Here is a 22561-nt window from a genome sequence, read left to right on the forward strand (position 1 = left end):
GTGTCAGGCTAATCGCGGCGTCAGGATTTACGGCTGCTTCGCAGCCGAACGCAGGCTGCGCCAGCTGCTACGGGACAGAGTCAGGTCACAAGATCAACGCATTACTGCGCTGGGCCTGTTTCAGATAAGCACTCAGCTCCCGCGCTGGCAGCGGTTTGCTGTAGAGATAGCCCTGACCTTCGTGACAGCCTTCAGAGATGATGTAAGTCTCTTGTTCGACCGTTTCCACACCCTCGGCGATCACCTGCATGCCCAGGCTTTTGCCGAGCTGGATGATCGCGCGAACGATGGTCGCATCGTCGTCGTCATCGAGCAGGTCCTGAACGAAGCTCTTGTCGATCTTGATCTTGTCCAGCGGCAGGCTTTTCAGATAACTCAGCGATGAGTATCCGGTCCCGAAGTCGTCGATTGCGATCAATGCCCCCGAACGGCGCAGGCTGAGCAAGTGCTGCGCGGCGGTGCTGATGTCTTCCATCAGGCCGGTCTCGGTGACTTCCAGCTCCAGGCTGCGCGGCGGCAGGCGATACATTTGCAGCAGGTTGTTGACCACCCGCGGCAGCTCGGCGTGGTGCAGTTGCACGGTGGACAGGTTGACCGCCATGCGCAAGTCGCTGAACCCCTGGTCGTGCCATTCGCGCAGCTGTCGGCAGGCGTGGTCCAGCACCCATTCGCCGATGGCGATGATCGTGCCGTTCTGCTCGGCCAGTGGAATGAACAGATCCGGCGGCACCAGTCCGTGTTCCGGATGTTGCCAGCGAATCAGCGCCTCGACCCCGACCACCCGGTGATCGCGATAGCTGATCTGCGGTTGGTAAACCAGATAGAACTGATCGCGGGTGAGGGCGTCGCGCAGGTCTTTTTCCAGTTCGCGGCGACGGCGCATTTCGCTGTCGACGCTGGCGATGTAGAACTGATAACGGTTGCGCGAACGGGTTTTGGCCAGGGTCATGGTCTGTTCGGCTTTCTGCAACAGCTTCTCGGTGCTGTCGCCATCTTCCGGGAACAGGGTGATGCCGATGGTTGCGCGCAGGCGGATTTCCTGATGATCGAGGGCAAACGCCGCTTCCAGATCATCGAGGATGCTTTGCGCCAGTTCGGCGGCTTCGTAGGGTTGTTCGATGTCGGCCTGAACCAATGCGAACTGATCGCCCCCCAGGCGGGCGAGTGCGCCGAGACGACCGCTGTGGGCACGCAGACGGTCGGCCAGGGCCAGCAGCAATTGGTCGCCGGTCTGGTAGCTGAACTGCTCGTTGATGCCTTTGAAATCGTCCAGGCCCACACACAACACGGCGACCCGGCGTTGCAGGCGACCGGCGTCGACCAGAATCTTGTCCAGTTGCTGCTGCAATTGCTGACGGTTCGGCAGACCCGTGAGGAAATCATATTGAGCCATGCGCAGCAGACTGTTTTCGGCTTCATGGCGCAGGTGGGTATTGCGCTCGATGGACTCAAGCAACTGATTGGCAGTGTTGATCCAGATCCCCAGCTCGTTTTTTTCGTGGCCCTTGAGCTGCGGGATCTTGTGTTCGCTGGGGCGGTCGGGATTGACGTTGGTCAGGTGTTCGATAATCCGCGACAGTGGTTTGGTCAGCAGCCAGTGATAAACCAGGTACAGCACCAGGCCCATGGCCATGGCCCGCAGCACGCCGGAGATGAAAATGATCACCGAGCTGACAATAAAGCCCTGACCGTAGGTGGCGGTGTCGAGGGTGATGCTGAGGTCGCCGTAATATTCGCTGTAGGGGCCACGGCCCACCAGTTGTGTGGTGAACGTGCGTTCCTGGCCCAGAATGAGATCAGTCAGCCAGCGGCTGTGAGAGTGCTGCAATTCACGAGACTTTTCCGCAAGCATGGTTTCGTTGGGATGGCCGATGGAAGCCATGCGCACGGCGTCGTCCTGGAACAGGCCTTCGATAACCTGCATACCCATTTCCCGATCGAGGCTGTACACCGCCTGGGTCGAGGGGTCGCGAAACATGTCGAGGATGCGCTGGGCATCACTGGCCACGGCCTGGCGTGTTTTATAAGCATCGAAAACGATCTGCGCGCAGCTCAAAACCACACCGACGATCAATGCCGACAGGAGCACGACCCGGAGCAACTTCACCGACAAGCTGTTTTTGAGTTCCAGCTTCAAAGGGTTATTCCTTGTTCCGTGCGGGTAACGTCAAGTTGCCATGAGTATTGGCAATCCCGTGATGGCAGTCAAAGGGACAATCAAGCCGTGTAGATTTTGTCTGCAGGCTTGGCCGCATTGCCGGGGTACTGACAATTAGAGCCCATTAGTAGTGTTTCGGTAGGCAGCTCCTGCAACTTGAGGGGCAGGGGAGAATATTTGTGTCTGGTTGATGGTAGACGGCTGTGGCGTTGGGGCAAGGGAGTGCTTGTTTTCTGGGTGTTGCAGGTGACTTTCACGTGGCACAGGCATAAAAAAACCCGGCAATGCCGGGTTTTTTTGACTGCAAGCAGACTTAAGCGGTGAAGGTTTTGCCTTCGAACTGCTCAGCCACGAACTTCCAGTTGACCAGGTTCCAGAACGCTTCAACGTACTTCGGACGCAGGTTGCGGTAGTCGATGTAGTAAGCGTGTTCCCAGACGTCGCAGGTCAGCAGCGGGGTGTCGCCGCTGGTCAGCGGGTTGCCGGCGCCGATGGTGCTGGCCAGGGCCAGGGAACCGTCAGCTTTTTTCACCAGCCAGCCCCAACCGGAACCGAAGGTGCCGACCGAAGTCTTGGTGAACTCTTCTTTGAACTTGTCGAACGAACCGAAAGCCGCGTTGATGGCCTCAGCCAGTGCGCCGGTTGGTTGACCGCCGGCGTTTGGCGCCAGGCAGTTCCAGTAGAAAGTGTGGTTCCAGACCTGAGCGGCGTTGTTGAAGATGCCACCCGAAGAAGTCTTGACGATTTGTTCCAGGGTCTTGCCTTCGAACTCGGTGCCTGGCACCAGGTTGTTCAGGTTCACGACGTAGGTGTTGTGGTGCTTGTCGTGGTGATATTCCAGCGTTTCCTTGGAAATGTGCGGCTGCAGTGCATCGTGTGCGTAAGGCAGTGGCGGCAATTCGAAAGCCATGGTGATTCTCCTAATCAGGTCAGTTGCGGTGAGCGCAAGGCCGATCACGGGCGGCCAGACAAGCGCCGGGGAGTTTGTACTCTTTGGCGGCGCAGGTGTCGGATCATAGCACCGGGGGTGCGGCTTAACCACGCAACAACTGTGTGGAATAGAGGCTCCAGAGCTGTTTGGAATAATCAGGCCGCAGTGATCAGTTGAAAGGCCACGGTAAACATCATCACCGCCACCAGCAGGTCGAGAATCCGCCAGGTGCTCGGGCGTGCCAGCCACGGTGCCAGCCACGCGGCACCCAGCGCCAGGGTGAAAAACCACAGCAATGACGCACTGGCCGCGCCCACCACATAAGCGCCCGGTACTGTCTGTTGTGCCCCGAGAGAACCGATCAGCAATACGGTGTCCAGATACACGTGAGGATTGAGCAGCGTCACCGCCAGTGCACTGAGCAATACCGCTCGCAATGAACGCACGGTCTGATTTTCGCCCTGTTGCAGGCTTTGCTTCGAGCAGGCCCGACGCAGTGCCAGGCTGCCATACCACAGCAGAAACGCTGCACCACCCCAACGGGCGATAGCCAGCAACGTCGGGTTTTGCGCCAGCACCGTCGCCAGCCCGAACACCCCGGCGGCCACCAGCAACGCATCGCAGGTCACGCAGAGCGCGGCCACCGGCAGGTGATGTTCGCGGCGCAAACTTTGCGCCAGCACGAACGCATTTTGCGTACCGATCGCCATGATCAGTCCCGCAGCGACCAACAGGCCGTTCACATAGCTTTGCCACATAAGGTTTACTCCGCGTTTGCCGCCAGTTGCCGCAGCACCGACATCGCACGCTTGGCGTCGGCCTGGCCGACAAACAAATGGTCGTGGTAATAGCCGGCAATCACGTTGCAACTGATACCGGCCTGGCCGAGGGCTGTGGCGAATGCGGCGGTCAGGCCAACGGCTTCGAGGGCCGAATGCACGTTGAGGGTGATCCACGCCGCCAGGTAGTCGAAGCTCAACCCGGCCTTCTCGGCTTGCGAGCGCTCCAGGATCACCGTCAGGCCTTCTTGTTCGCGGAAGCTGCCGATGATCTCGCAGTCTTTGGGCAGCTGGCCGTCGCGAATCGTGCAGAACACGTATTCGCCGTCGTTGAGCTGCGGGCTCATGCTGCGCAGCAGGGTGTTCAGTGAGGTTTCGCCAGCCATGTCGTGATCCTTGTTGAGTAGTTCTTGCTGGTCATTCTCCTGCTCCAGGCTGTATAAGAAAAACCAATATTGCTGATCGCTCATTAGGAAAACTGATGTTCGACTATAAATTGCTGTCCGCCCTTGCTGCGGTGGTTGAGCAGGCCGGGTTCGAGCGCGCCGCTCAGGTGTTGGGGTTGTCGCAATCGGCGATCTCCCAGCGCATCAAGTTGCTCGAAGCGCGCATCGGCCAGCCAGTGCTGGTGCGGGCCACGCCGCCAGCGCCGACCGAGATTGGCCGGCGCCTGCTCAACCATGTACAGCAAGTGCGTTTGCTGGAGCGTGACCTGCAAAGCCAGGTGCCGGCGCTGGACGAAGAAGGCTTGCCGGAACGCCTGCGTATCGCCCTCAACGCCGACAGCCTGGCCACGTGGTGGGCCGAGGCGGTGGGCGATTTCTGTGCCGAGCAACATCTATTGCTCGACCTGGTGGTGGAGGACCAGACCGTCGGCCTCAAACGCATGCGCGCCGGTGAAGTGGCGGCGTGCGTGTGTGCCAGCGAACGCCCGGTGGCGGGTGCCCGTAGCGTGTTGCTGGGTGCCATGCGTTACCGTGCCCTGGCCAGCCCGGCATTTATTGCCCGACATTTTCCCCAAGGCGTGAGGGCCGATCAGTTGGCCCGCACGCCGGCGCTGGTGTTCGGCCCGGATGATTTTTTGCAGCACCGCTACCTGGCGTCATTGGGTGTGGACGGTGGTTTCGAACATCATTTGTGCCCGTCATCCGAAGGCTTCATCCGCCTGACTGAAGCCGGTCTAGGCTGGGGGCTAGTGCCGGAGTTGCAAGTGCGCGAACAGCTGGAGCGCGGTGTACTGGTGGAGTTATTGCCAGATAAACCGATCGATGTGCCGTTGTACTGGCATCATTGGCGCAATGGTGGCCAGTTGCTGGGGTTACTCACCGAGCATCTGGTGCGTTTATCTAAACAGTGGCTGGTGCCGTTGGACTGACGAGCAGCGTCAAGACCTCACGAAATTTGTAATGCGACACGTATGAAAAACGAAACACATCGGAGCAAGTCATGAAAATTCTGGTCACCGGCGCAAGCGGCTTCATTGGCGGGCGCTTTGCGCGATTCGCCCTGGAGCAGGGGCTGGACGTACGGGTCAACGGCCGTCGGGCCGAAGGCGTCGAACATCTGGTACGGCGGGGTGCAGAGTTCGTCCAGGGCGACTTGACTGATCCGGAACGGGTTCGCGAGCTGTGCGCGGACGTCGAAGCCGTGGTGCATTGCGCTGGCGCCGTCGGGCTTTGGGGGCGTTATCAGGACTTTCATCAGGGCAACGTGCTGGTCACCGAAAATGTCGTCGAAGCCTGCCTGAAGCAAAACGTCCGGCGGCTGGTGCACTTGTCGTCACCCTCGATCTATTTCGATGGCCGCGATCACCTGGGGCTGACCGAAGAGCAAGTGCCCAAGCGTTTCAAGCATCCTTATGCGGCGACCAAATACCTGGCTGAGCAAAAGGTCTTCGGTGCTCAGGAGTTCGGTCTCGAAGTGTTGGCCCTGCGCCCGCGTTTTGTCACCGGAGCGGGTGACATGAGCATCTTCCCGCGTCTGCTGAACATGCAGCGCAAAGGGCGTTTGGCGATCATCGGCAACGGCCTGAACAAGGTCGATTTCACCAGCATGCAGAACCTCAACGAGGCCATGCTCAGCTGTTTGCTGGCGACGGGCTCCGCGCTTGGCAAGGCCTACAACATCAGCAACGGTGCGCCGGTGCCGCTGTGGGATGTGGTCAATTACGTGATGCGTCAAATGGACGTCCCACAGGTGACTCGCCACCGTTCCTATGGATTGGCCTACAGCGTTGCGGCGCTGAACGAGGGCTTTTGCGCACTTTGGCCGGGGCGTCCAGAACCGACTCTGTCACGCTTGGGCATGCAGGTAATGAACAAAAACTTCACCCTCGATATCAGCCGCGCCCGGCATTATCTGGACTACGATCCCAAGGTCAGTCTGTGGACGGCGCTCGATGAATTTTGCGGCTGGTGGAAAGCCCAGGACCCGGGCGCAAAATAAACACTGAACCGAGCTCGCGGATCAAGGTCGATCAAGGCGGCGAGTTCAGGGTTTATACTCGCCGCATTTAGCCATCACTGTGGTTCAGAAAGGTTGCCTCATGTCCATGCGTAACGATGCCAACGACGACTTCGATGATGTACCGAGCCTGCGTGCCGACACCCTTGATGACGACGATTTTCCGATCACCGCCAAACCCCGTGAACATACCGGCGTGCATGCGCGGACGGCGCCCAAGGCCAAAGTCCCGAGCACCGGGCCGCTGTGGGCCTTGGTCGGCGCATTGGTTTTTGCCTTCGCCGGCCTTGCCTGGTGGAGCTTTCAGCAGATCTCGTTGATGGAACAGCAATTGGTCGCGACTCAGGAAAGCTTCGCCCGCATCAGCGAGGAAGCTGCGGGGCGCTTGCAGGACATTTCCGGCAAAGTGGTCGCCAGTCAGTCGAACGTCACCAGCGACAGCGAAGCGCTGAAACTGCAAATCAAGCAACTGGAAACCAGGCTGCTGGAGCAGAACCAACAGCAGCAGGGCGTGGTCGGTCAGGCGTCTGACCTGGACAAGCGCCTGGCACAAATCGCTGCGCAAAGCGTCGAGCAACATACCGTCAACACTCAGTTGCAAACCGACCTGAAAGCCCTGAGCGCTGAACTGACAGCCCTGAAAAACACCCCGACCGACACCAGCAAATTCGACGCCCAGCTGAAAAGCCTCGGCGCCGATATCGTCGCGTTGAAGAAGCAGGGCAACCCGAGCGCGGCCATCGAGCGTCTGGAGCAAGAGCTGGTGGTGATCAAAAGCCAACAGGACAACCGCCCGGCCGCCTCTCAAGGCAGTAGCGCCAACGTCGCCGAATTCGACGCCTTTCGCGGCCAGGTCACGCGCAACATCACCACCTTGCAGAGCCAGATTCAGAATCTGCAGCAGCAGATCAACGCTCGGCCTTGATATTGTGATCTCTGACCCACCACATTCGCGAGCAAGCTCGCTCCCACATTAGATCAGCATTCGCCCGAGATTTGGCGAACAGAGACGATCCAGTGTGGGAGCGAGCTTGCTCGCGAATGAAGGCGACGCGGTCTATCTATCGAACCTTGTCTTCCCGCCCACGCAGCAACATGTTCGGCATCGCAATCGCCGCCGCCAAACCCAGCAACGACACCGCCGCGCTGACCATCAGCAAATGCCGGAAGGTCAGCAGCAGTTGGGCGCGCAAGGCGTTTTGCGCGTCGCCCGGTGCGGCGTTCAAACCGTCGAGCAGCACGTTCCCGGAGCGGCCCTCGGCGATCAGCGCTGAGCCGGTCAAATGGGCGAAGCTCGAATCCTGCAACAACGCCAGCAACAACGCCGACATCAACGCTACCCCCACCGCGCCGCCGAGTGCGCGAAACAGGTTGGTGGTGCTGGTGGCGACGCCGATGTCCCGTTGTTCCACCGAGTTTTGCGTACCGACCAATGACGTCGGGAACTGCATGCCGGCGGCGATGCCGCAGAGCAACATGAAGCAACTGCTGCTGATCATCGCTTGCGGCGGGCTGAACGCCATGCCGAGAATTGCGATCGGGGTGAGCAGGGCGCCCGTCAGGATCATCGGTTTGTAGCGACCGGTCACCGAGGTCCGGCGACCGGCGAAGTAGGCGCCCATCGGTAACCCCATCGCCAGCGGCAACAGGTGCAGCGCCGCACTGTCGGCCCCGGCCCCGGTGACGCTCTGGAAGCGCAGCGGCATCAGCACGATCAGTGAAATCGCCTGGAAACTGGTGAAGAAAATCGTGCACCAGCAGAGGATCGCGTTGCGATTGGCGAACAGGTGCATCGGCAGCAATGGCTCGCGCGCCCGACGTTCATGCCAGACGAACAGCGCCAGGGTCAGCAGCGCACACGCCAGCAACTCGAGCACTTCGCTGCTGCGCCACGAATGCCCCTGGCCGATCTCAGTGATGCCCAGCAGCAACGCGGTGAGGCCGATGATCATCAGCAATGTGCCGAGGTAGTCGATAATCGGCTTGCGCTGCGGCACCGGCAAACCCACCAGCGTGCGGTTGGCCACCAGCCAGGCACCCAGGCCCAGCGGCAGGTTGATCAGAAACACCCAGCGCCACGACAGGTACTCGGTCATGTAACCGCCGAGCACCGGCCCGGCCACGCTGGCCATCGCGTACATGCTGCTGAAATAACCCTGATAACGTCCGCGTTCACGGGGCGGCACGATGTCGCCGATGATCGCCTGACTGACCGAAATCATCCCGCCGGCGCCGATGCCCTGAAAGATCCTGGCGAGGACAAGCTGGTCCATGCTCTGGGCCATGCCGCAAAACACCGAGGCCAACGTGAACAACCCCATGCCGAACAGCATCAGCCGCCGACGGCCATAAAGGTCACCGAGCTTGCCATAGATCGGCACCGCCACGGTCATCGCCACCATGTAGCCGGAAATCACCCAGGCCAGCAGGCTGACATCCTTGAACTGTGCGGAAATCGCCGGCATCGACACGGCCACGATGGTTTGATCCAGCGCCCCGAGAAAGATCGCCAGCATCAGGGCGATCAGCACGCTGCGGATGGCCGGTTTGGTGGAGTCAGGCTGGTTCAGATTGGTCACGGGTAAACCTGCGGGCGCTGATTGACCCGCAAGGAAAAGGGCGAGCGGGGATGCTCACCAGTGTAAGTCGGTAGGAAGCTATTCGATAGCCTCGTACGGAAGGCCGACGTAATTTTCTGCAATGGTTTTTCGCCCGGCTTCGGAGTCGACGAAGTACTCGAGTTCCGACTCGCTGATGCGTTGGCTGAAGGCATCGTTGCCTTCGAAGGTGTGCAGCATCGAGGTCATCCACCAGGAAAACCGTTCGGCCTTCCAGACCCGGCGCAGACAGATTTCGGAGTACTTCTCCAGCAACTCGGTGCGACCGTCGCGGTAGACCTTGAGCAGAATGTTGAACAAGGTGCTGACATCGCTGGCGGCCAGGTTCAGGCCTTTTGCGCCTGTGGGCGGGACGATATGCGCGGCATCGCCGACCAGGAACATCCGTCCGTACTGCATTGGCTCGACCACAAAACTGCGCAGCGGCGCGATGCTTTTTTCGATCGACGGCCCGCTGACCAGGTTATCGGCGAGGACCTGTGGCAGACGCGATTTCAGCTCATCCCAGAAACGCTGATCGGACCAGTCCTCGACCTTTTCATCAGCGGGCACCTGCAGGTAATAACGGGTACGCGTGGTCGAACGCATGCTGCACAACGCAAAGCCACGGGCATGCCGCGCGTACACCAGTTCATCGTGGACCGGCGGGGTGTCGGCGAGAATGCCGAGCCAGCCAAACGGGTAGACCCGCTCGAATACCTTCAGTGTGTCGGCGGGAATCGACTGCCGCGCCACGCCATGAAACCCGTCGCAACCGGCGATGTAGTCGCAGTCCAGACGCCAGGTTTCGCCGTCCTTTTCAAAGGTCAGGAACGGCTCAGCGGATTTCATCCCGTGGGGCACCACGTTGCTGGCTTCGTAGAGGGTCGATGCCCCGGACAACTCACGGGCGGCCATCAAGTCACGGGTCACTTCCGTCTGGCCGTAGATCATCACGGTTTTGCCTTCGGTCAGCGCGTGCAGGTCGATGTGCACCTGGCGTCCACCGAGGGCTAGCTGGAAGCCGCCATGCACCAGACCCTCAGTGTCCATGCGCTGGCTGACCCCGGCCTGGCGCAACAGATCGACCATGCCCTGTTCCAGGACCCCGGCGCGGATTCGCCCCAGTACATATTCAGGCGTCTGCCGTTCGACAATGACCGTGGCGATGCCGGCGTTGTGCAACAACTGGCCGAGCAGCAGGCCAGAGGGGCCGGCGCCGATAATGGCAACTTGGGTTTTGAGGGTTTTCATTGTTGTTATGGCTCGCAAGCTTCACGCGGACAAAGTCGGTGAATGGTTTTTATGAATCGAGTGCTTGCATTTTTCTCTTGTGAGTCGGTCAATTGAAGGTGAAAACTGAGCCGATACCTGTACATTTCGCCAATCGGGGCGATTATCGCCCGTTACGCTGAGGCCTGGACTGAAGTTATGAACAAGCCTGCCCTTCCTTCGATTCCTGTATTCAAACTCTATGGCGAGAGCCTGGACTGGCCGACCCCTGACTTGTTGCATTGCGAAACCATTTCCAAACGCAGCCGCGAACACCAATGGGAAATCAAACCCCATCGGCATGCCGATTTATGCCAATTACTGTTTGTGTACAAAGGCCAGGCGGAGCTTGAGATCGAGGGCCAGCGAACGCAGCTGAGCGACGCCGCGATCCAGATCCTGCCACCGCTGTCGGTACACGGTTTTCGTTTTTCCGAAGATGTAGAAGGGTTTGTGGTGACGCTGGCTGCACCGCTGGTGGCTCATCTTCAAGCGCAGCTGGGCAATTCGGTGAATGCCCTGGCGCTGGCGGAGAGCTACTCGGCAGGTAGCGACGCGGACTACCTCAACAGCCTGTTTTCAGCCCTGCAGAATGAATACGTCGGGCACCAGCCCGCACGCGAAATGCTCATGCACTCGCTGGTCAGCGTGATCATGGTGTGGGTCAGTCGTCAGGTGATCCAGCGCCGCACCGCCAGTCAGCGACCCCAGCGTGCACGGGAATACCTCAACGGGTTTATTCAACTGGTGGAAGAGAATTATCGCCAGCATGTGAAGGTCGAGGATCTGGCACACCGGTTGGGGATTTCCGTGTCCCACCTCAACGGCACCTGCCGCGAACTGGCGGGACAACCGGCGTTGCAGATCATGCACGAGCGTCAGTTGCTGGAGGCCAAGCGACTGCTGACCTACACCAGCATGACGATTTACGAGATGTCCGATGTGTTGGGGTTCTCCGACCCGACCAATTTCACGCGGCTGTTTCGGCGCCGCGTCGGGATCTCACCGAAGGCGTTTCGCGATCGCTTGAAAGCCGATCAGGACAGCGAGGGTTAAGAACCCTCGTCACTTGAGGTTCAGGGTCGCGGTGTGTGGAATGCAGCGCTCGAAGTTGCAGCTGGCGTAGTCGCGCGGCAACTGCCGGGCCTGTTCAACGCGGTAGGCCGCAGTGCCATACAACGCCAGCGCGGCGGTGCAGGTGATAAAGATCGCGAGATACCTTCTGGTTTTGACGTTCATGGCGCTGACCTCTGAACCCATACCCCTTGTTTTTCAAGGGGTACTGATATCAGCATAGGTCAGATTGAAGCCTGCGGCAGCTCCTACGAGGTGTATGCCTAGCCTTTGTAGGAGCTGGCGAAGCCTGCGATCTTTTGATCTTAAAGCCCCACATCCCACGCAGGTTCTTCGGGAAACCTCAACACCAGAAAATCCAGCATGCTGCGCAATGCGGCCGGCATGTGTTTGCGTGAGGCGTACACCGCGTACATGTTCATCTGCCGGGGTTCGGCGTCAGGCAGCAGCCGCACCAGTTCACCGCTGTGGATATGCACGCCGGCCTGGTAGCTGGGCAGCATCGCTACGCCGGCACCGGCCATTGCTGCGCGCAACAGAGTGCTGGCCTCGTTGGCGCTGATGTTGCCCTGCACCGGCACCGAAACCTGCTCGCCGTCCTGTTCGAAATGCCAGAGGCTTTTGCCGAAGTAGGAGTGGGTCAGGCAATTGTGCTGGCTCAAGTCTTCCACCCGTTGCGGCGTCGGGTGTTCACGCAGGTAGGCGGGGGAGGCGCAGATCACCGAACGGCAGACGGTCAGCCGCCGGGCGATCAGGTTCGGGTCCAGGTCGTTGCTGGTGCGGATCGCGAGGTCGATACGCTCGTCCACCAGGTTCACTGTGCGATCGAGCATTTGCAGGTCGATGCAGACCCCGGGAAAGCGTTTGACGTACGCCGCCATGGCGTCGGCCAGTTGCGCCTGGCCGAACGAGGTGCTGACGCTGATGCGCAGCAAGCCGCGTGGCGCGTCGTCCGGTTCGCTGACGGCGGCCTGCATGTCGCTCGACAAATCGAGCATCTGTCGGCAGCGCGGAAGGATCTCGGTGCCGGCGGCGGTCAGGCTGAGTTTGCGCGTGGTGCGGTGCATCAAGCGCGCCCCGACCCAGTCCTCCAGTTCGGCCAGATAGCGCGACACCACCGGGCGCGACAGGTCCAGATGATCGGCCGCGGCTGACTGGCTGCCGAGGTCGACGACGGTGACGAACACCCGCATTGCTTGAAGACGATCCATGATTTGCCCGCTTTCAGAAACAAACTATGTTCAAGCATCGCATTTTTTGTACTGACTCAGGCAACTAAGCTCTGTCCCATCGCCAAACACGGCTTATGCATAACGGAGCAGCACCATGATCGGCTTCACTTCTCTCAAGCGTCTGTTACTCGCCAGCGCCACCCTGGGTTTTGCCGCTCATGCGGCCGCCGCCACCCCGGCACTGACCCTGGACGTCTACAACCCAGGTACGGCAGCGATCTTCCCGGTGACCTCGGTACTGGTCAGCGGCGAGAAAGAAGCGATTCTGGTGGACGCGCAATTCGGCAAATCCCAGGCCGAGCAGGTGGTGGAAAAAATCCGCGCCAGCGGCAAGCAACTGACCACCATCTACATCAGCCACGGTGACCCGGATTACTACTTCGGCCTGGACACTATTACCGCCGCTTTCCCTAAAGCCAAAGTGTTGGCTTCGCAGCCGACGGTTGATCACATCAAGGCCACCGTTGAAGGCAAAGTCGCGTTCTGGGGGCCGAAAATGGGCGCCGATGTACCGGCCAAAACCATCGTGCCGGGCGTGCTCAAGGGCCACAGCCTGACCCTGGAAGGCAAGAAGCTCGACATCATCGGCCTGGACGGCAAACAACCGGATCGAACCTTCGTCTGGATCCCGTCGATCAAAGCCGTGGTCGGTGGTGTGGTAGTGGCGGAAAACATCCACGTGTGGATGGCCGATACCCAAACTGCACAGTCCCACGCCGATTGGTTGACTACCCTGAAGACCATCGAAAGCCTGAAACCGAACACCATCGTTCCAGGTCATTACCTGGGTGACAGCGCACGTTCGCTGGCCGCCGTGCACTTCACCGCCGACTATATCAAGGCGTTCGATGAAGAAACCGCCAAGGCCAAAGACTCGGCCGAGCTGATCGCCGCGATGAAAAAGCGTTACCCGAACCTCGGCGAAGAAAGCTCGCTTGAGCTGAGCGCCAAAGTCGCCAAAGGCGAGATGAAGTGGTAAAGCACAAACCCAATCGCCACAGATAGATCCCAACCATTGGAGAATGTCATGAGCAAGATCGCAATCATTGGCGCTACCGGCCGTGCCGGTAGCCAACTGCTGGAAGAAGCCCTGCGTCGTGGTCACAGCGTCACCGCTATCGCCCGCAATGCATCAAAAATCGGCAAGCGTGCCGGTGTGGTGACCAAGGATGTGGACGTTGCCGACGGCGCAGCATTGCAAGCGGCTGTTGCAGGTGTTGATGTGGTGATCAGCGCGGCGCACTTTTCGACGATCCCGGCCAAGGCGATTATCGAGCCGGTCAAAAAGGCTGGCGTGAAGCGTCTGCTGGTGGTCGGCGGTGCCGGTTCGCTGTTGGTGCCGGATGGCAGCAAAGTCATCGAATCCCCGAACTTCCCTGAAGAGTACAAGGCCGAGGCCTCTGCCGGTGGCGTCTACCTCGACACCTTGCGTCAGGAAAAGGATCTGGACTGGACCTTCCTTTCACCGTCGGCGCTGTTCGTCGAAGGCGAGCGTACCGGCACCTTCCGTGTGGGCAAGGATGACCTGCTGGTGAGCGCCGAAGGCAAGAGCTGGATCACCTTCGCCGACTACGCGATTGCGATGCTCGATGAAGTTGAGAAGCCAGTGCATAGCCGTCAGCGGTTTACTGTCGGTTACTGATCTGTCGCCAAAGCACGGACTATCCCACGGGAGGTCCGTGCTTTTTGCTGTTTATTAATGCTCAATTAATACTGCTCGGCATGGGGGCGATTAAAGTTTTTGTTGTTGTTAGTGAAGTTTAATGTTGAAAAAAAGATGGCGAGTAATGGGTTTTGTTGCGTTTTGTTTTTTGGGAATTGTCAGGTATTAATTTTATTTTACTTCGAGTGTGCACATCTAGAGGCTTTGGATGGCGCGGGGGTGTATTGGTCAGTGTGTTGTTTTTCTAGATGTTTTCATTGTTAGTGCTTCGTGTCATGACGGGTTTATTCCTACGAGGTGTGGAGCGGGCGGCGAACTTGTGGCTTCGCGTGTGCGCTATTAGTGTTGTGTTCTGGTTTTGGTGGTGAGGCACGCGACCAAGACTTGTAAAAAAGGAGGTTGTTTGAGGCGGTTTGCCCTCACTATATGGAGGTGATAAATGATTGTAGAAACAAAGGAAGAGCTTCAGAAGAGACTTCAGAAGGAACTTCAGGAAAGGCTGAGGTCGACAGCCATTCAAGCCGTTACCGATCTGGAAGGTATAGACAATATAAGTGATGCGGCGAAGTACGTGCCGGTTCAATACTTTGGTGTCATGGCGGGCAAAAATGGAGATTCTTATAAGGACGGAACATTTGTTGTTCAGAAACACAATATTGTGGCCATCAAACGTTATGTAAAAGCCGCCTTGGCATTACCGGTCGACCTGACTCTCATTGAGCGTCAGTTGGGTTACATCAGATCAGGTAGAGAGGGATTGGAACCGGCAGACATACAGAGCCTTCATCAGAAAATTCACCAGCATGCACTGTCCTGGGGAACCCTTGAGCGTGATACCAAGGATCTTGGAGGGCGGCTGGATCTATTTTCCCGCGGGTTTATCAATACCGGAAACCTGATTGTGGATCATCTTAAACGCTTTCAGGGGTACAAGGATCTGACCGGTACGATTGACACGTTGACGGAGGGCGAGCGGGCTGAGATGGCCGCAATCCCGCTGGGGAGCTCGGCCACTGAAAAAGTCGAGAACCTGGACAAATACTTCACTCGGATGAAAAGCGATATCGAGAGTTTCTGTCGCAGGATCAGCGCGGTAAAGGCACTGGCGACGGAGTTCTCCCGCAAGATCACCGAAGACCTGTTGCCTCTCGTCGAAGCAAAGCTCAGCGATGTGGAGCGAGCCGGTGTTGATCAGGTCGCAGAGGAAGAGCAACTGAGAGTCGAAATAAAAGAACTGGATGAGCGTATTGCCGAGAAACTCAAGGAGTACGACAGTCTGGTGGGGTATGCCTTTACCGGATTGGTATTTGGCCCCATTGGCGTTGCTATCACCGGCGGTATTTTTGGTTCGAAGGCAGAAGCGACCAGGGCAGAGAAAAACAGCTTGATCGAGACGCGGGATAACTTGCTCAAGACAATGGATAAGGCGCGCTTGTCCAAGCTATTGATGGAACTGCGCATACGGCTGGAAAATATGAAGTCGCAGATGATCGATGCCGAACAGGGGGCGAAAAATCTGGAGGACGTCTGGGCCATTATCTGGATGAACGTCGAGGAGTCTCGAGAGCGGCTATTCGAAGTGGATAACGCATTTGACCTGAGCTTGCTGGTTATGGATATTCAGGCGGTGGTGGCACCGTGGGAAACCATCAAGGGTCATGCCGCCAATTTGTCTCGTGTTTTTAATTCGGTTGTGGATTAAGTTGTAAATAAATTGAGTTCAAGGAAGAATTTTATGACCGTTCATGAGTTTAAGGGTCTGTTCATTTATGCCGTGCCTGATGCCGCGGTAATGAAACAGGCTAAAAGCCAGTTTGACTTGAAAGTGGCTGATAACACCTACGCATTCGCTCCAGCGGTACAGGAAAAACTTGGATACCTGCGTACACAGATCAACGACGCAGACCATCAACTGTTTGAACACATCAAGAGGGTGCAGACCACCCTGGGCAATGTAAGTTTTGAGAGTACTCTGGCGCGTATCGCGGAGATCGAAGGGAACTCGCTGGCCACCGCCGAAACGCGTGCCAAAAAAGTCGAGGAACTGGTGACGTATTGCGGGCAGCGGATCACCAGTTCGCTGGCGCCGGTGCTTGCGGCCCAAGACCATCTATCCCGAGAGCTATCAGAAATTGGCAGCATCACGTTGGTTCAGGAGGGCGCGCAGTGGGGCCATCCCTACGAGGCAAGGCGTGAGGCGCAAGAGCGCAGGCGCCTGCTGCTCAATTCTGATCTCAACGAACTTGCAGAAGAGAAACGCAGGGTCGACGAGGCGCTGCAACAGTTCAAGTCCCCCACCTGGATCGACATCTTTAAGGGCATGATCCCAACTGCCCAGGAAATCGAGGCAGCGCTCAAGCTGGTCAGCACCAAAAAGCCTGATCGTGAGTTCCTGGAACTTGCATTGAAAAGGCTCAACGGCAATCTCGATGGCATCGAGCAAGGGCGTCAATACGTGAATTTCGTGGAGGCGCGAGACGCTATTCACAAGCGTATTGATGGGCTACGGGTTGAGGTCAAGGACGTTGAAAAAGAGCTGCTTGAGTTGAGCCGAACATTGAACAAACTCAATGAGATCGGCGCCCTCGACCAATCCAGGCTGAGCTGGTTGCAAGAGGCACAAAAGGTCTCCAGGGCCTATGAGCATTTCCTGACGACGACCCAACCGGAAATGTTTCGCGATGCAGTGTCGATCAAAGAGATGGCAGCACGTTATGGCGCCATGCTGGGCTATCTGAAAGCGATTAAAAAAGCCTGATCGAGTCAGGTGTGGGTGAAAGCGCTCCGTGCTGAAGACGGAGCGCTTTCATGCCTTGGGCATGGGCGGCTTACGGGGCCTGCGTGCCTTGGTCCCTATTGGCCTGCACCACCAGCCACTCCATCAATTCACGCAACTGCGGCGACGGTCCCGGTTTCTGCGGGAACACCAGGTAATACCCCAGCCCCGTTTTCACCTTCAAATCAAAGGGCATGACCAGCCGTCCGGCGCTCAGGTCTTCACCGATCAACGACCAATCCCCAATCGCCACGCCCATCCCCTGAGACGCCATCGACATGGCCAGGTCCAGTGTTTCGAACTGCTGTCCACGGGCACTGTTGCCCAGCTGGACGCCTGCGGCGTTGAGCCAGTTTTTCCAATCGCGTTGATCACGCGTTGGGTGCAGCAGCAAATGTTTATCCAGGTCCGACGGACTATCCAATGGCACCGGGCCGTCAAGCAGCGGTCCGGAACAGACCGGCGTCAGTTGTTCGTCAAACAGGTGCAGTGACGCCAGTGAACTGTCCGGCGGTGCGCCGTACATGACGGCGGCGTCGAACTGTTCGCGATGAAAATCCACACCATGTTGCACCGTGGTGGTCAGTTCCACCGGCACGTCCGGGCGTTCCTTTTGCCATTGCAGCAAACGCGGCAGCAGCCAGCGCATGACGCAGGTCGGGGCTTTGAGCTGCAGGGTTTCACGGTGCGCGCCGACCTGTTCCACCGCCTCATCGATCAAGCCGAATACCTGCTGGATCCGTGGCAGCCACTCCAGCCCCTCGGCCGTCAGGCTCAAACCGCGCGCCTGGCGGTGAAACAGCGTGTAGCCCAAATGTTCTTCCAGCCCGGCGATCTGCCGGCTCACCGCGCCCTGGGTGATGTGCAACTGCTCGGCCGCCCGCGTGAAATTGCAGCACTGGGCGGTGATCAGGAATGTGTGCAGCGCGGGAAGGGGGGGAAGTCGTTTCATGGGACGCCAAGGCATGAGGTGAGGACATGGCGAGTATGACTTTTTATCGATTGTTGCGGCTACCCGCTGACCGTTCCAATAACGCCATGACTGAGCACCGCTGCGCACCTACAAATGCCGCACGGGGCCAGCGTCTCAACGAACAAGAAGGGCAAAGATATGGCGACGTGCGGCGAAGTATTGGTCAAGTTACTCGAAGGTTACGGGGTCGAGCAGGTGTTCGGCATTCCCGGCGTGCATACCGTTGAGCTGTATCGCGGGCTGGCCCGTTCGAGCATCAACCACGTTACTCCGCGTCACGAGCAAGGTGCCGGTTTCATGGCAGACGGTTATGCACGCACCAGCGGTAAACCGGGTGTGTGCTTCATCATCACCGGTCCCGGCATGACCAACATCACCACGGCCATGGGCCAGGCCTACGCGGATTCGATCCCGATGCTGGTGATCTCCAGCGTGCAATCGCGCAGCCAGTTGGGCGGTGGGCGCGGCAAGCTGCATGAGCTGCCGAACCAGGGCGCACTGGTGGCCGGCGTTGCGGCGTTCTCCCATACGCTGATGTCCGCAGCGGAACTGCCGGGCGTGTTGGCCCGTGCCTTCGCTTTGTTCCAGGCCGGACGTCCGCGTCCGGTGCACATCGAAATTCCGCTCGACGTGCTGGTCGAAGACGCCGATGCCTTGCTTGCCAGCCAACCGGTGAGCATTACTCGCGCCGGTGCGGCGCCGTCGGCCGTGGCCCGGATGAGCGAACTGCTGGCCAACGCCAAACGCCCGTTGATCCTCGCCGGTGGCGGTTCGATTGACGCGGCGGCCGAGCTGACCCGGCTCGCCGAATTGCTTGACGCTCCGGTGGCACTGACCATCAACGCCAAAGGCATGCTGCCGTCGGCTCACCCGTTGCTGATCGGTTCGACCCAGACCCTGGTGGCCACCCGTGCACTGGTGGCTGACGCCGATGTGGTGCTGGCAATCGGCACTGAACTGGCCGAGACCGACTACGACGTGACCTTCGCCGGTGGCTTCGACATTCCGGGCACCTTGCTGCGCGTCGACATCGATCCAGACCAGACCGTGCGCAACTACCCACCGAAAGTGGCGTTGGTGTCCGACGCACAAAGCGCGGCCCAGGCCTTGCTCGACGGCGTGGCCAAACATTCGCTGGCCGAGCGTTGTAGCGATTGGGGCCAGGCTCGCGCCGCCAGTTTGCGTGCCGAGCTTGAAACCACGTGGGACGCGCCAACCCGTGCACAGACGCTGTTTCTGCACACCGTTCTGGATGAGTTGCCGGAAGCGGTATTCGTCGGCGACTCGACCCAACCGGTGTACACCGGCAACCTCACATTCAACCCGGAGCGCCCGCGTCGCTGGTTCAACTCGTCGACCGGTTACGGCACCCTCGGCTATGCCTTGCCGGCGGCCATCGGCGCTTGGCTCGGTGGTGGTCAGGAGCGCAACACGCGTCCGCCGGTGGTGTGCCTGATCGGCGATGGCGGCCTGCAATTCACCTTGCCGGAACTGGCCAGCGCGGTGGAAGCACGGACCCCGGTCATCGTCCTGCTGTGGAACAACCAGGGCTACGAAGAGATCAAGAAATACATGGTCAACCGCGACATCGAACCGGTTGGCGTCGACATCTACACCCCGGATTTCATCGCCGTGGCCAAAGGCCTGGGCTGTGCGGCTCACGCCGTCAACGGTGTCGAAGAGCTGCGCGCGGCACTGCGTGCGGCCACCGATCGCCAGGGCCCGACCCTGATCGAAATCGACCAGACCCAGTGGATGAAGGCGGTGTCGGCATGAGTTTCCCAATCACTCTGGACGGTCTGTACATCAATGGTCGATGGTCGGCCGGCGACGAGCACTTGCGGGTCATCAATCCGGCGACCGAAGCCCTGCTGACCACCGTCAAAGGTGGCGATGAGCGCTCGGTTGATCAAGCAGTCACCGCAGCCAGCGCGGCATTTGCCCAGTGGTCGAAAACCACCGGCGCCGAGCGTGGCGCGATCCTGCGCAAGATTGCCAACGGTGTGCAGGCACGCCGTGAGCGCTTGATGTATTTGCAGTCGAGCAACAACGGCAAGCCACAGTTCGAAGCGGGCATCGATGTCGATGACGTGATCGCCACGTTCGAGTATTACGCCGGTCTCGCCGAAGCACTGGACGCCGGCCAGGACCGTGTCGTGGACCTGCCGAGCGAAGACTTCGCCGCCCGTGTGCGCCGTGAAGCGTGCGGCGTGGTGGGGTTGATCGTGCCGTGGAACTTCCCGATGGTCACCACCGCCTGGAAGCTCGCGCCAGCCCTGGCGGCGGGTTGCTGCGTGGTGCTCAAGCCTTCCGAAGTCACGCCGCTGCCGGAGCTGGAACTGGCGGCAATCATCGCCGAAAGCGGCTTGCCCCACGGTGTGTTCAACCTGGTCTGCGGTACGGGGCTGGCGGTCGGTGCGCCGCTGTCGGCTGATCCGCGCGTGGCGAAAATTTCCTTCACCGGCAGTAATGCAGTCGGCGTTCAGGTCATGCAACGTGCGGCGGAAACCGTCAAAGGCGTGAGCCTGGAACTGGGCGGTAAATCCTCGCTGCTGGTGCTGGCCGATGCCGATCTCGAGCTGGCCGTGGAGCTGGCCTGTGGCGGTGGTTTCTTCAACGCCGGGCAGATGTGTTCGGCCACCAGCCGGGTGTTGGTCGCCGATGAGCTGGCGGATGAATTCCTGCTGCGTCTGACGGCGCGGGCCGAAGCGATTCGCGTGGCTGACCCGTTTGACCCCGAGGTTGAAATGGGCGCACTGGTCAATCAGGCGCAATACCAGCGGGTGCTGGGGCACATTGATCGCGGTTTGAGCGCGGGTGCCCGGTTGGTTTGCGGCGGCGAGCGCCCGGCCGATCTGCCACGCGGTTATTTTTTGCGGCCGACGATCTTCACCGAAGTGCCCCTCGACAGTGCGCTGTGGTGTGAAGAGATTTTTGGCCCGGTGCTCTGCGTGCGCAGTTTTGCCACGGAGCAAGAGGCAATCGAGTTGGCCAACGACAGCCAGTTCGGTCTGGTGGCCAGTGTGGTCAACCGCGATGCAGTGACCGCTGAACGGGTCGCCAACGCCTTGCAGGCCGGGCTGGTGTGGATCAACGCGCCGCAGGTGATTTTCCCGCAGACCGCCTGGGGCGGCTACAAGCAGAGCAGCATCGGCCGCGAATTGGGGCCGTGGGGCCTGCAGGCGTTTCAAGAAATAAAGCACGTGATTCGCGCCGTCTGAAGGCACGAAAACGGCCCGCGCATGCCTCGAAACGAGGCATGCGTCCGGGACATGGCTCCAATGATTTTTTTTCGATTGTTGCGCGTTTTGCGTGACCTCAGGATGAACCCGCAGACCTCGCTACAGCCCCCGTAATACGGGGGCTTGCAGTGGATCGAACAGCGCGGGCGCAAGGGATGCCCCACCTCATACCTACAACAATAAACGGAGTCCTTCATGGGCGATCATGATCTGAACAGAAGACAATTCATCAAGACCGTAGGTGTTGCATCGGTTGCCGCGGCCGCGATGAGCATGCCGTTCATCCGCGCCAACGCCAGCGATACGCGCTTTCAGGGCAAGACCCTGCGGCTGTTGACCTGGTCCGATGACACCGGGCTTGCCGCACTGCGCAATATCGCCGCGACCTTTGAAGCCAAAACCGGCGCCAAGGTCATCGCGGACCGCACCGGCAGTACTTCGGAAATGGTCGCCAAGCTCAAGGCCGGTGGTGATCGCCCGCAATATGACGTCATTACCCTGGCCGGTGTCGGCGCTGAAGGCCTGGCCGCCGCCGGGCTGCTGGAAAAGCCTGACCTGAACCGCATTCCCAACCTGGTCGACGTGCCTGAGAAATACCGCACCGGCGCCAACGGTCACGGCATCGGTTACCTGCTCTGGTGCAACAGCCTCGTCTATAGCACCCGCACTCAGAAAGAAGCCCCGGACAGCTACGCGGCCCTGTGGGACGCGGACTTGGCGCCGAACATTTTCCTGCCGCCGCCGAACTGGACCGAGGCCATGGACCTGATCATCATCGCCGCCAAACTGGCCGGTGGTGACGAACACAACATCGAACCCGGCTTCAAGAAACTCGCCGAGCTCAAGAGCCGTGTGGTGACCCTGGGCGAAAACCCGAACCAGATCGCCGAACTGTTCCGTACCGGTTCCCTGGATATGGGGGGGTTGTACGCTCCAGCGTTTTTCCCGAAACAGATCCGCGATCCGGCCTACGGCCTGAGTGCAACCTTTGGCATGAAGGAAGGTTTCTACACTGACCTGATGCAGTCGGTCATGCCGAAAAACCGTCCGGGCGATACCGACCTGGCCTATGCCTTCATCAACCACTCACTCGACCCACTGGTGCAGGGCAAGATGGCCGAAGACATCTACAACGGCCCGGTCAACGCCAAGGCGATCATCTCTGCCGAAGCGCGCAAGAATCCGTTCATCCTGACGCCAGAGCAGATTGCCGAGAAGGCGATCATGCACGACAACGCCTTCCTGGCGACGGTGCATGACCAATGGATTCGTCGTTACACGGAAATCTTCTCTTCCTGATCGAGTGTCGAACACACGTCTTTAAAACACCACAAAACCCCTGTGGGAGCGAGCTTGCTCGCGATGACTGCTCATCAGTCGACATTGATATCGACTGACAGT

General features: G+C 59.2%; 20 protein-coding genes. 11 read left to right on the plus strand and 9 right to left on the minus strand.

The genetic code is table 11. The features are described from left to right. Positions 1 to 85: 85 nt before the first annotated feature. The 4 genes from BK659_RS11730 to BK659_RS11745 all read right to left on the minus strand — a co-directional run bounded on the left by BK659_RS11730 (position 86) and on the right by BK659_RS11745 (position 4254). A complete protein-coding gene (locus BK659_RS11730; RefSeq protein WP_123425217.1) occupies positions 86 to 2137 on the minus strand; it encodes a putative bifunctional diguanylate cyclase/phosphodiesterase in 2052 nt (683 codons plus the stop codon). Positions 2138 to 2471: 334 nt separating this feature from the next. Further along, positions 2472 to 3068, minus strand: coding sequence for a superoxide dismutase (locus BK659_RS11735; protein ID WP_071553613.1), 597 nt, complete (start codon positions 3066 to 3068; stop codon positions 2472 to 2474). A 176-nt stretch (positions 3069 to 3244) separates the two neighbouring features. Further along, positions 3245 to 3847: a LysE/ArgO family amino acid transporter gene (locus BK659_RS11740; RefSeq protein WP_123425218.1), complete on the minus strand. Its 603-nt coding sequence runs from the start codon at positions 3845 to 3847 to the stop codon at positions 3245 to 3247. Between the two features lie 5 nt (positions 3848 to 3852). After that, entirely contained in the window at positions 3853 to 4254 is a 402-nt protein-coding gene (locus BK659_RS11745) for an ACT domain-containing protein (protein WP_123425301.1), read from the minus strand. A 95-nt stretch (positions 4255 to 4349) separates the two neighbouring features. Here BK659_RS11745 and BK659_RS11750 point away from each other — a divergent pair, with 95 nt between their 5' ends. The 3 genes from BK659_RS11750 (at position 4350) to BK659_RS11760 (ending at position 7256) form a co-directional block, all read left to right on the plus strand. Continuing rightward, positions 4350 to 5243, plus strand: a complete 894-nt coding sequence (locus BK659_RS11750) for a LysR family transcriptional regulator ArgP (protein WP_123425219.1) — start codon at positions 4350 to 4352, stop codon at positions 5241 to 5243. Positions 5244 to 5314: 71 nt separating this feature from the next. Beyond that, complete coding sequence (locus BK659_RS11755) at positions 5315 to 6313, plus strand: NAD-dependent epimerase/dehydratase family protein (RefSeq protein ID WP_123425220.1); 999 nt, start codon at positions 5315 to 5317, stop codon at positions 6311 to 6313. A gap of 100 nt (positions 6314 to 6413) precedes the next feature. Further along, positions 6414 to 7256 carry an ATPase gene (locus tag BK659_RS11760; RefSeq protein WP_185015333.1) on the plus strand — a complete coding sequence of 281 codons (843 nt, stop codon included), beginning with the start codon at positions 6414 to 6416 and terminating at the stop codon, positions 7254 to 7256. Between the two features lie 136 nt (positions 7257 to 7392). On the opposite strand, the gene BK659_RS11765 is transcribed toward BK659_RS11760, so the two are convergent. Both BK659_RS11765 and pobA read right to left on the minus strand, forming a co-directional pair. After that, a complete protein-coding gene (locus BK659_RS11765; protein ID WP_123425221.1) occupies positions 7393 to 8910 on the minus strand; it encodes an MDR family MFS transporter in 1518 nt (505 codons plus the stop codon). A gap of 78 nt (positions 8911 to 8988) precedes the next feature. Further along, on the minus strand, positions 8989 to 10182 hold the full coding sequence (gene pobA / locus BK659_RS11770) for a 4-hydroxybenzoate 3-monooxygenase (protein WP_123425222.1): 1194 nt from the start codon (positions 10180 to 10182) through the stop codon (positions 8989 to 8991). A 177-nt stretch (positions 10183 to 10359) separates the two neighbouring features. On the opposite strand from pobA, the gene BK659_RS11775 reads away from it, so the two are divergent. Beyond that, a complete protein-coding gene (locus BK659_RS11775) occupies positions 10360 to 11256 on the plus strand; it encodes a helix-turn-helix domain-containing protein (protein WP_123425223.1) in 897 nt (298 codons plus the stop codon). Positions 11257 to 11265: 9 nt separating this feature from the next. Here the strand turns inward: BK659_RS11775 and BK659_RS27740 are convergent, their stop codons facing one another. Next, positions 11266 to 11439 (minus strand): hypothetical protein, encoded by a 174-nt coding sequence (locus BK659_RS27740; protein ID WP_185015334.1) that lies wholly within the window; start codon positions 11437 to 11439, stop codon positions 11266 to 11268. A 140-nt stretch (positions 11440 to 11579) separates the two neighbouring features. Further along, on the minus strand, positions 11580 to 12485 hold the full coding sequence (locus BK659_RS11785) for a LysR family transcriptional regulator (RefSeq protein WP_123425225.1): 906 nt from the start codon (positions 12483 to 12485) through the stop codon (positions 11580 to 11582). Positions 12486 to 12600: 115 nt separating this feature from the next. On the opposite strand from BK659_RS11785, the gene BK659_RS11790 reads away from it, so the two are divergent. From BK659_RS11790 to BK659_RS11805, 4 genes are all read left to right on the plus strand, one after another. Then, positions 12601 to 13485 (plus strand): MBL fold metallo-hydrolase, encoded by an 885-nt coding sequence (locus tag BK659_RS11790; protein ID WP_123425226.1) that lies wholly within the window; start codon positions 12601 to 12603, stop codon positions 13483 to 13485. Between the two features lie 48 nt (positions 13486 to 13533). After that, entirely contained in the window at positions 13534 to 14148 is a 615-nt protein-coding gene (locus BK659_RS11795) for an NAD(P)-dependent oxidoreductase (RefSeq protein WP_123425227.1), read from the plus strand. Between the two features lie 460 nt (positions 14149 to 14608). Then, on the plus strand, positions 14609 to 15871 hold the full coding sequence (locus tag BK659_RS11800; protein WP_123425228.1) for an alpha-xenorhabdolysin family binary toxin subunit A: 1263 nt from the start codon (positions 14609 to 14611) through the stop codon (positions 15869 to 15871). A 33-nt stretch (positions 15872 to 15904) separates the two neighbouring features. Continuing rightward, entirely contained in the window at positions 15905 to 16927 is a 1023-nt protein-coding gene (locus tag BK659_RS11805) for an alpha-xenorhabdolysin family binary toxin subunit B (protein WP_123425229.1), read from the plus strand. A 70-nt stretch (positions 16928 to 16997) separates the two neighbouring features. On the opposite strand, the gene BK659_RS11810 is transcribed toward BK659_RS11805, so the two are convergent. Then, the gene (locus BK659_RS11810) at positions 16998 to 17897 is read right to left on the minus strand and encodes a LysR substrate-binding domain-containing protein (protein WP_123425230.1); all 900 of its coding nucleotides are present in this window, start codon (positions 17895 to 17897) and stop codon (positions 16998 to 17000) included. Positions 17898 to 18056: 159 nt separating this feature from the next. Here BK659_RS11810 and BK659_RS11815 point away from each other — a divergent pair, with 159 nt between their 5' ends. The 3 genes from BK659_RS11815 to BK659_RS11825 all read left to right on the plus strand — a co-directional run bounded on the left by BK659_RS11815 (position 18057) and on the right by BK659_RS11825 (position 22459). Continuing rightward, positions 18057 to 19694, plus strand: coding sequence for a 5-guanidino-2-oxopentanoate decarboxylase (locus BK659_RS11815; protein ID WP_123425231.1), 1638 nt, complete (start codon positions 18057 to 18059; stop codon positions 19692 to 19694). After that, the gene (locus BK659_RS11820; protein WP_123425232.1) at positions 19691 to 21139 is read left to right on the plus strand and encodes an aldehyde dehydrogenase family protein; all 1449 of its coding nucleotides are present in this window, start codon (positions 19691 to 19693) and stop codon (positions 21137 to 21139) included. Before BK659_RS11815 ends, BK659_RS11820 begins: the two co-directional genes overlap by 4 nt. Positions 21140 to 21355: 216 nt before the next feature. Beyond that, positions 21356 to 22459: an ABC transporter substrate-binding protein gene (locus BK659_RS11825; protein ID WP_123425233.1), complete on the plus strand. Its 1104-nt coding sequence runs from the start codon at positions 21356 to 21358 to the stop codon at positions 22457 to 22459. Positions 22460 to 22561 lie beyond the last annotated feature (102 nt).

It is taken from the genome of Pseudomonas brassicacearum, assembly GCF_003732225.1.
Lineage (GTDB): Bacteria > Pseudomonadota > Gammaproteobacteria > Pseudomonadales > Pseudomonadaceae > Aquipseudomonas > Aquipseudomonas brassicacearum_E.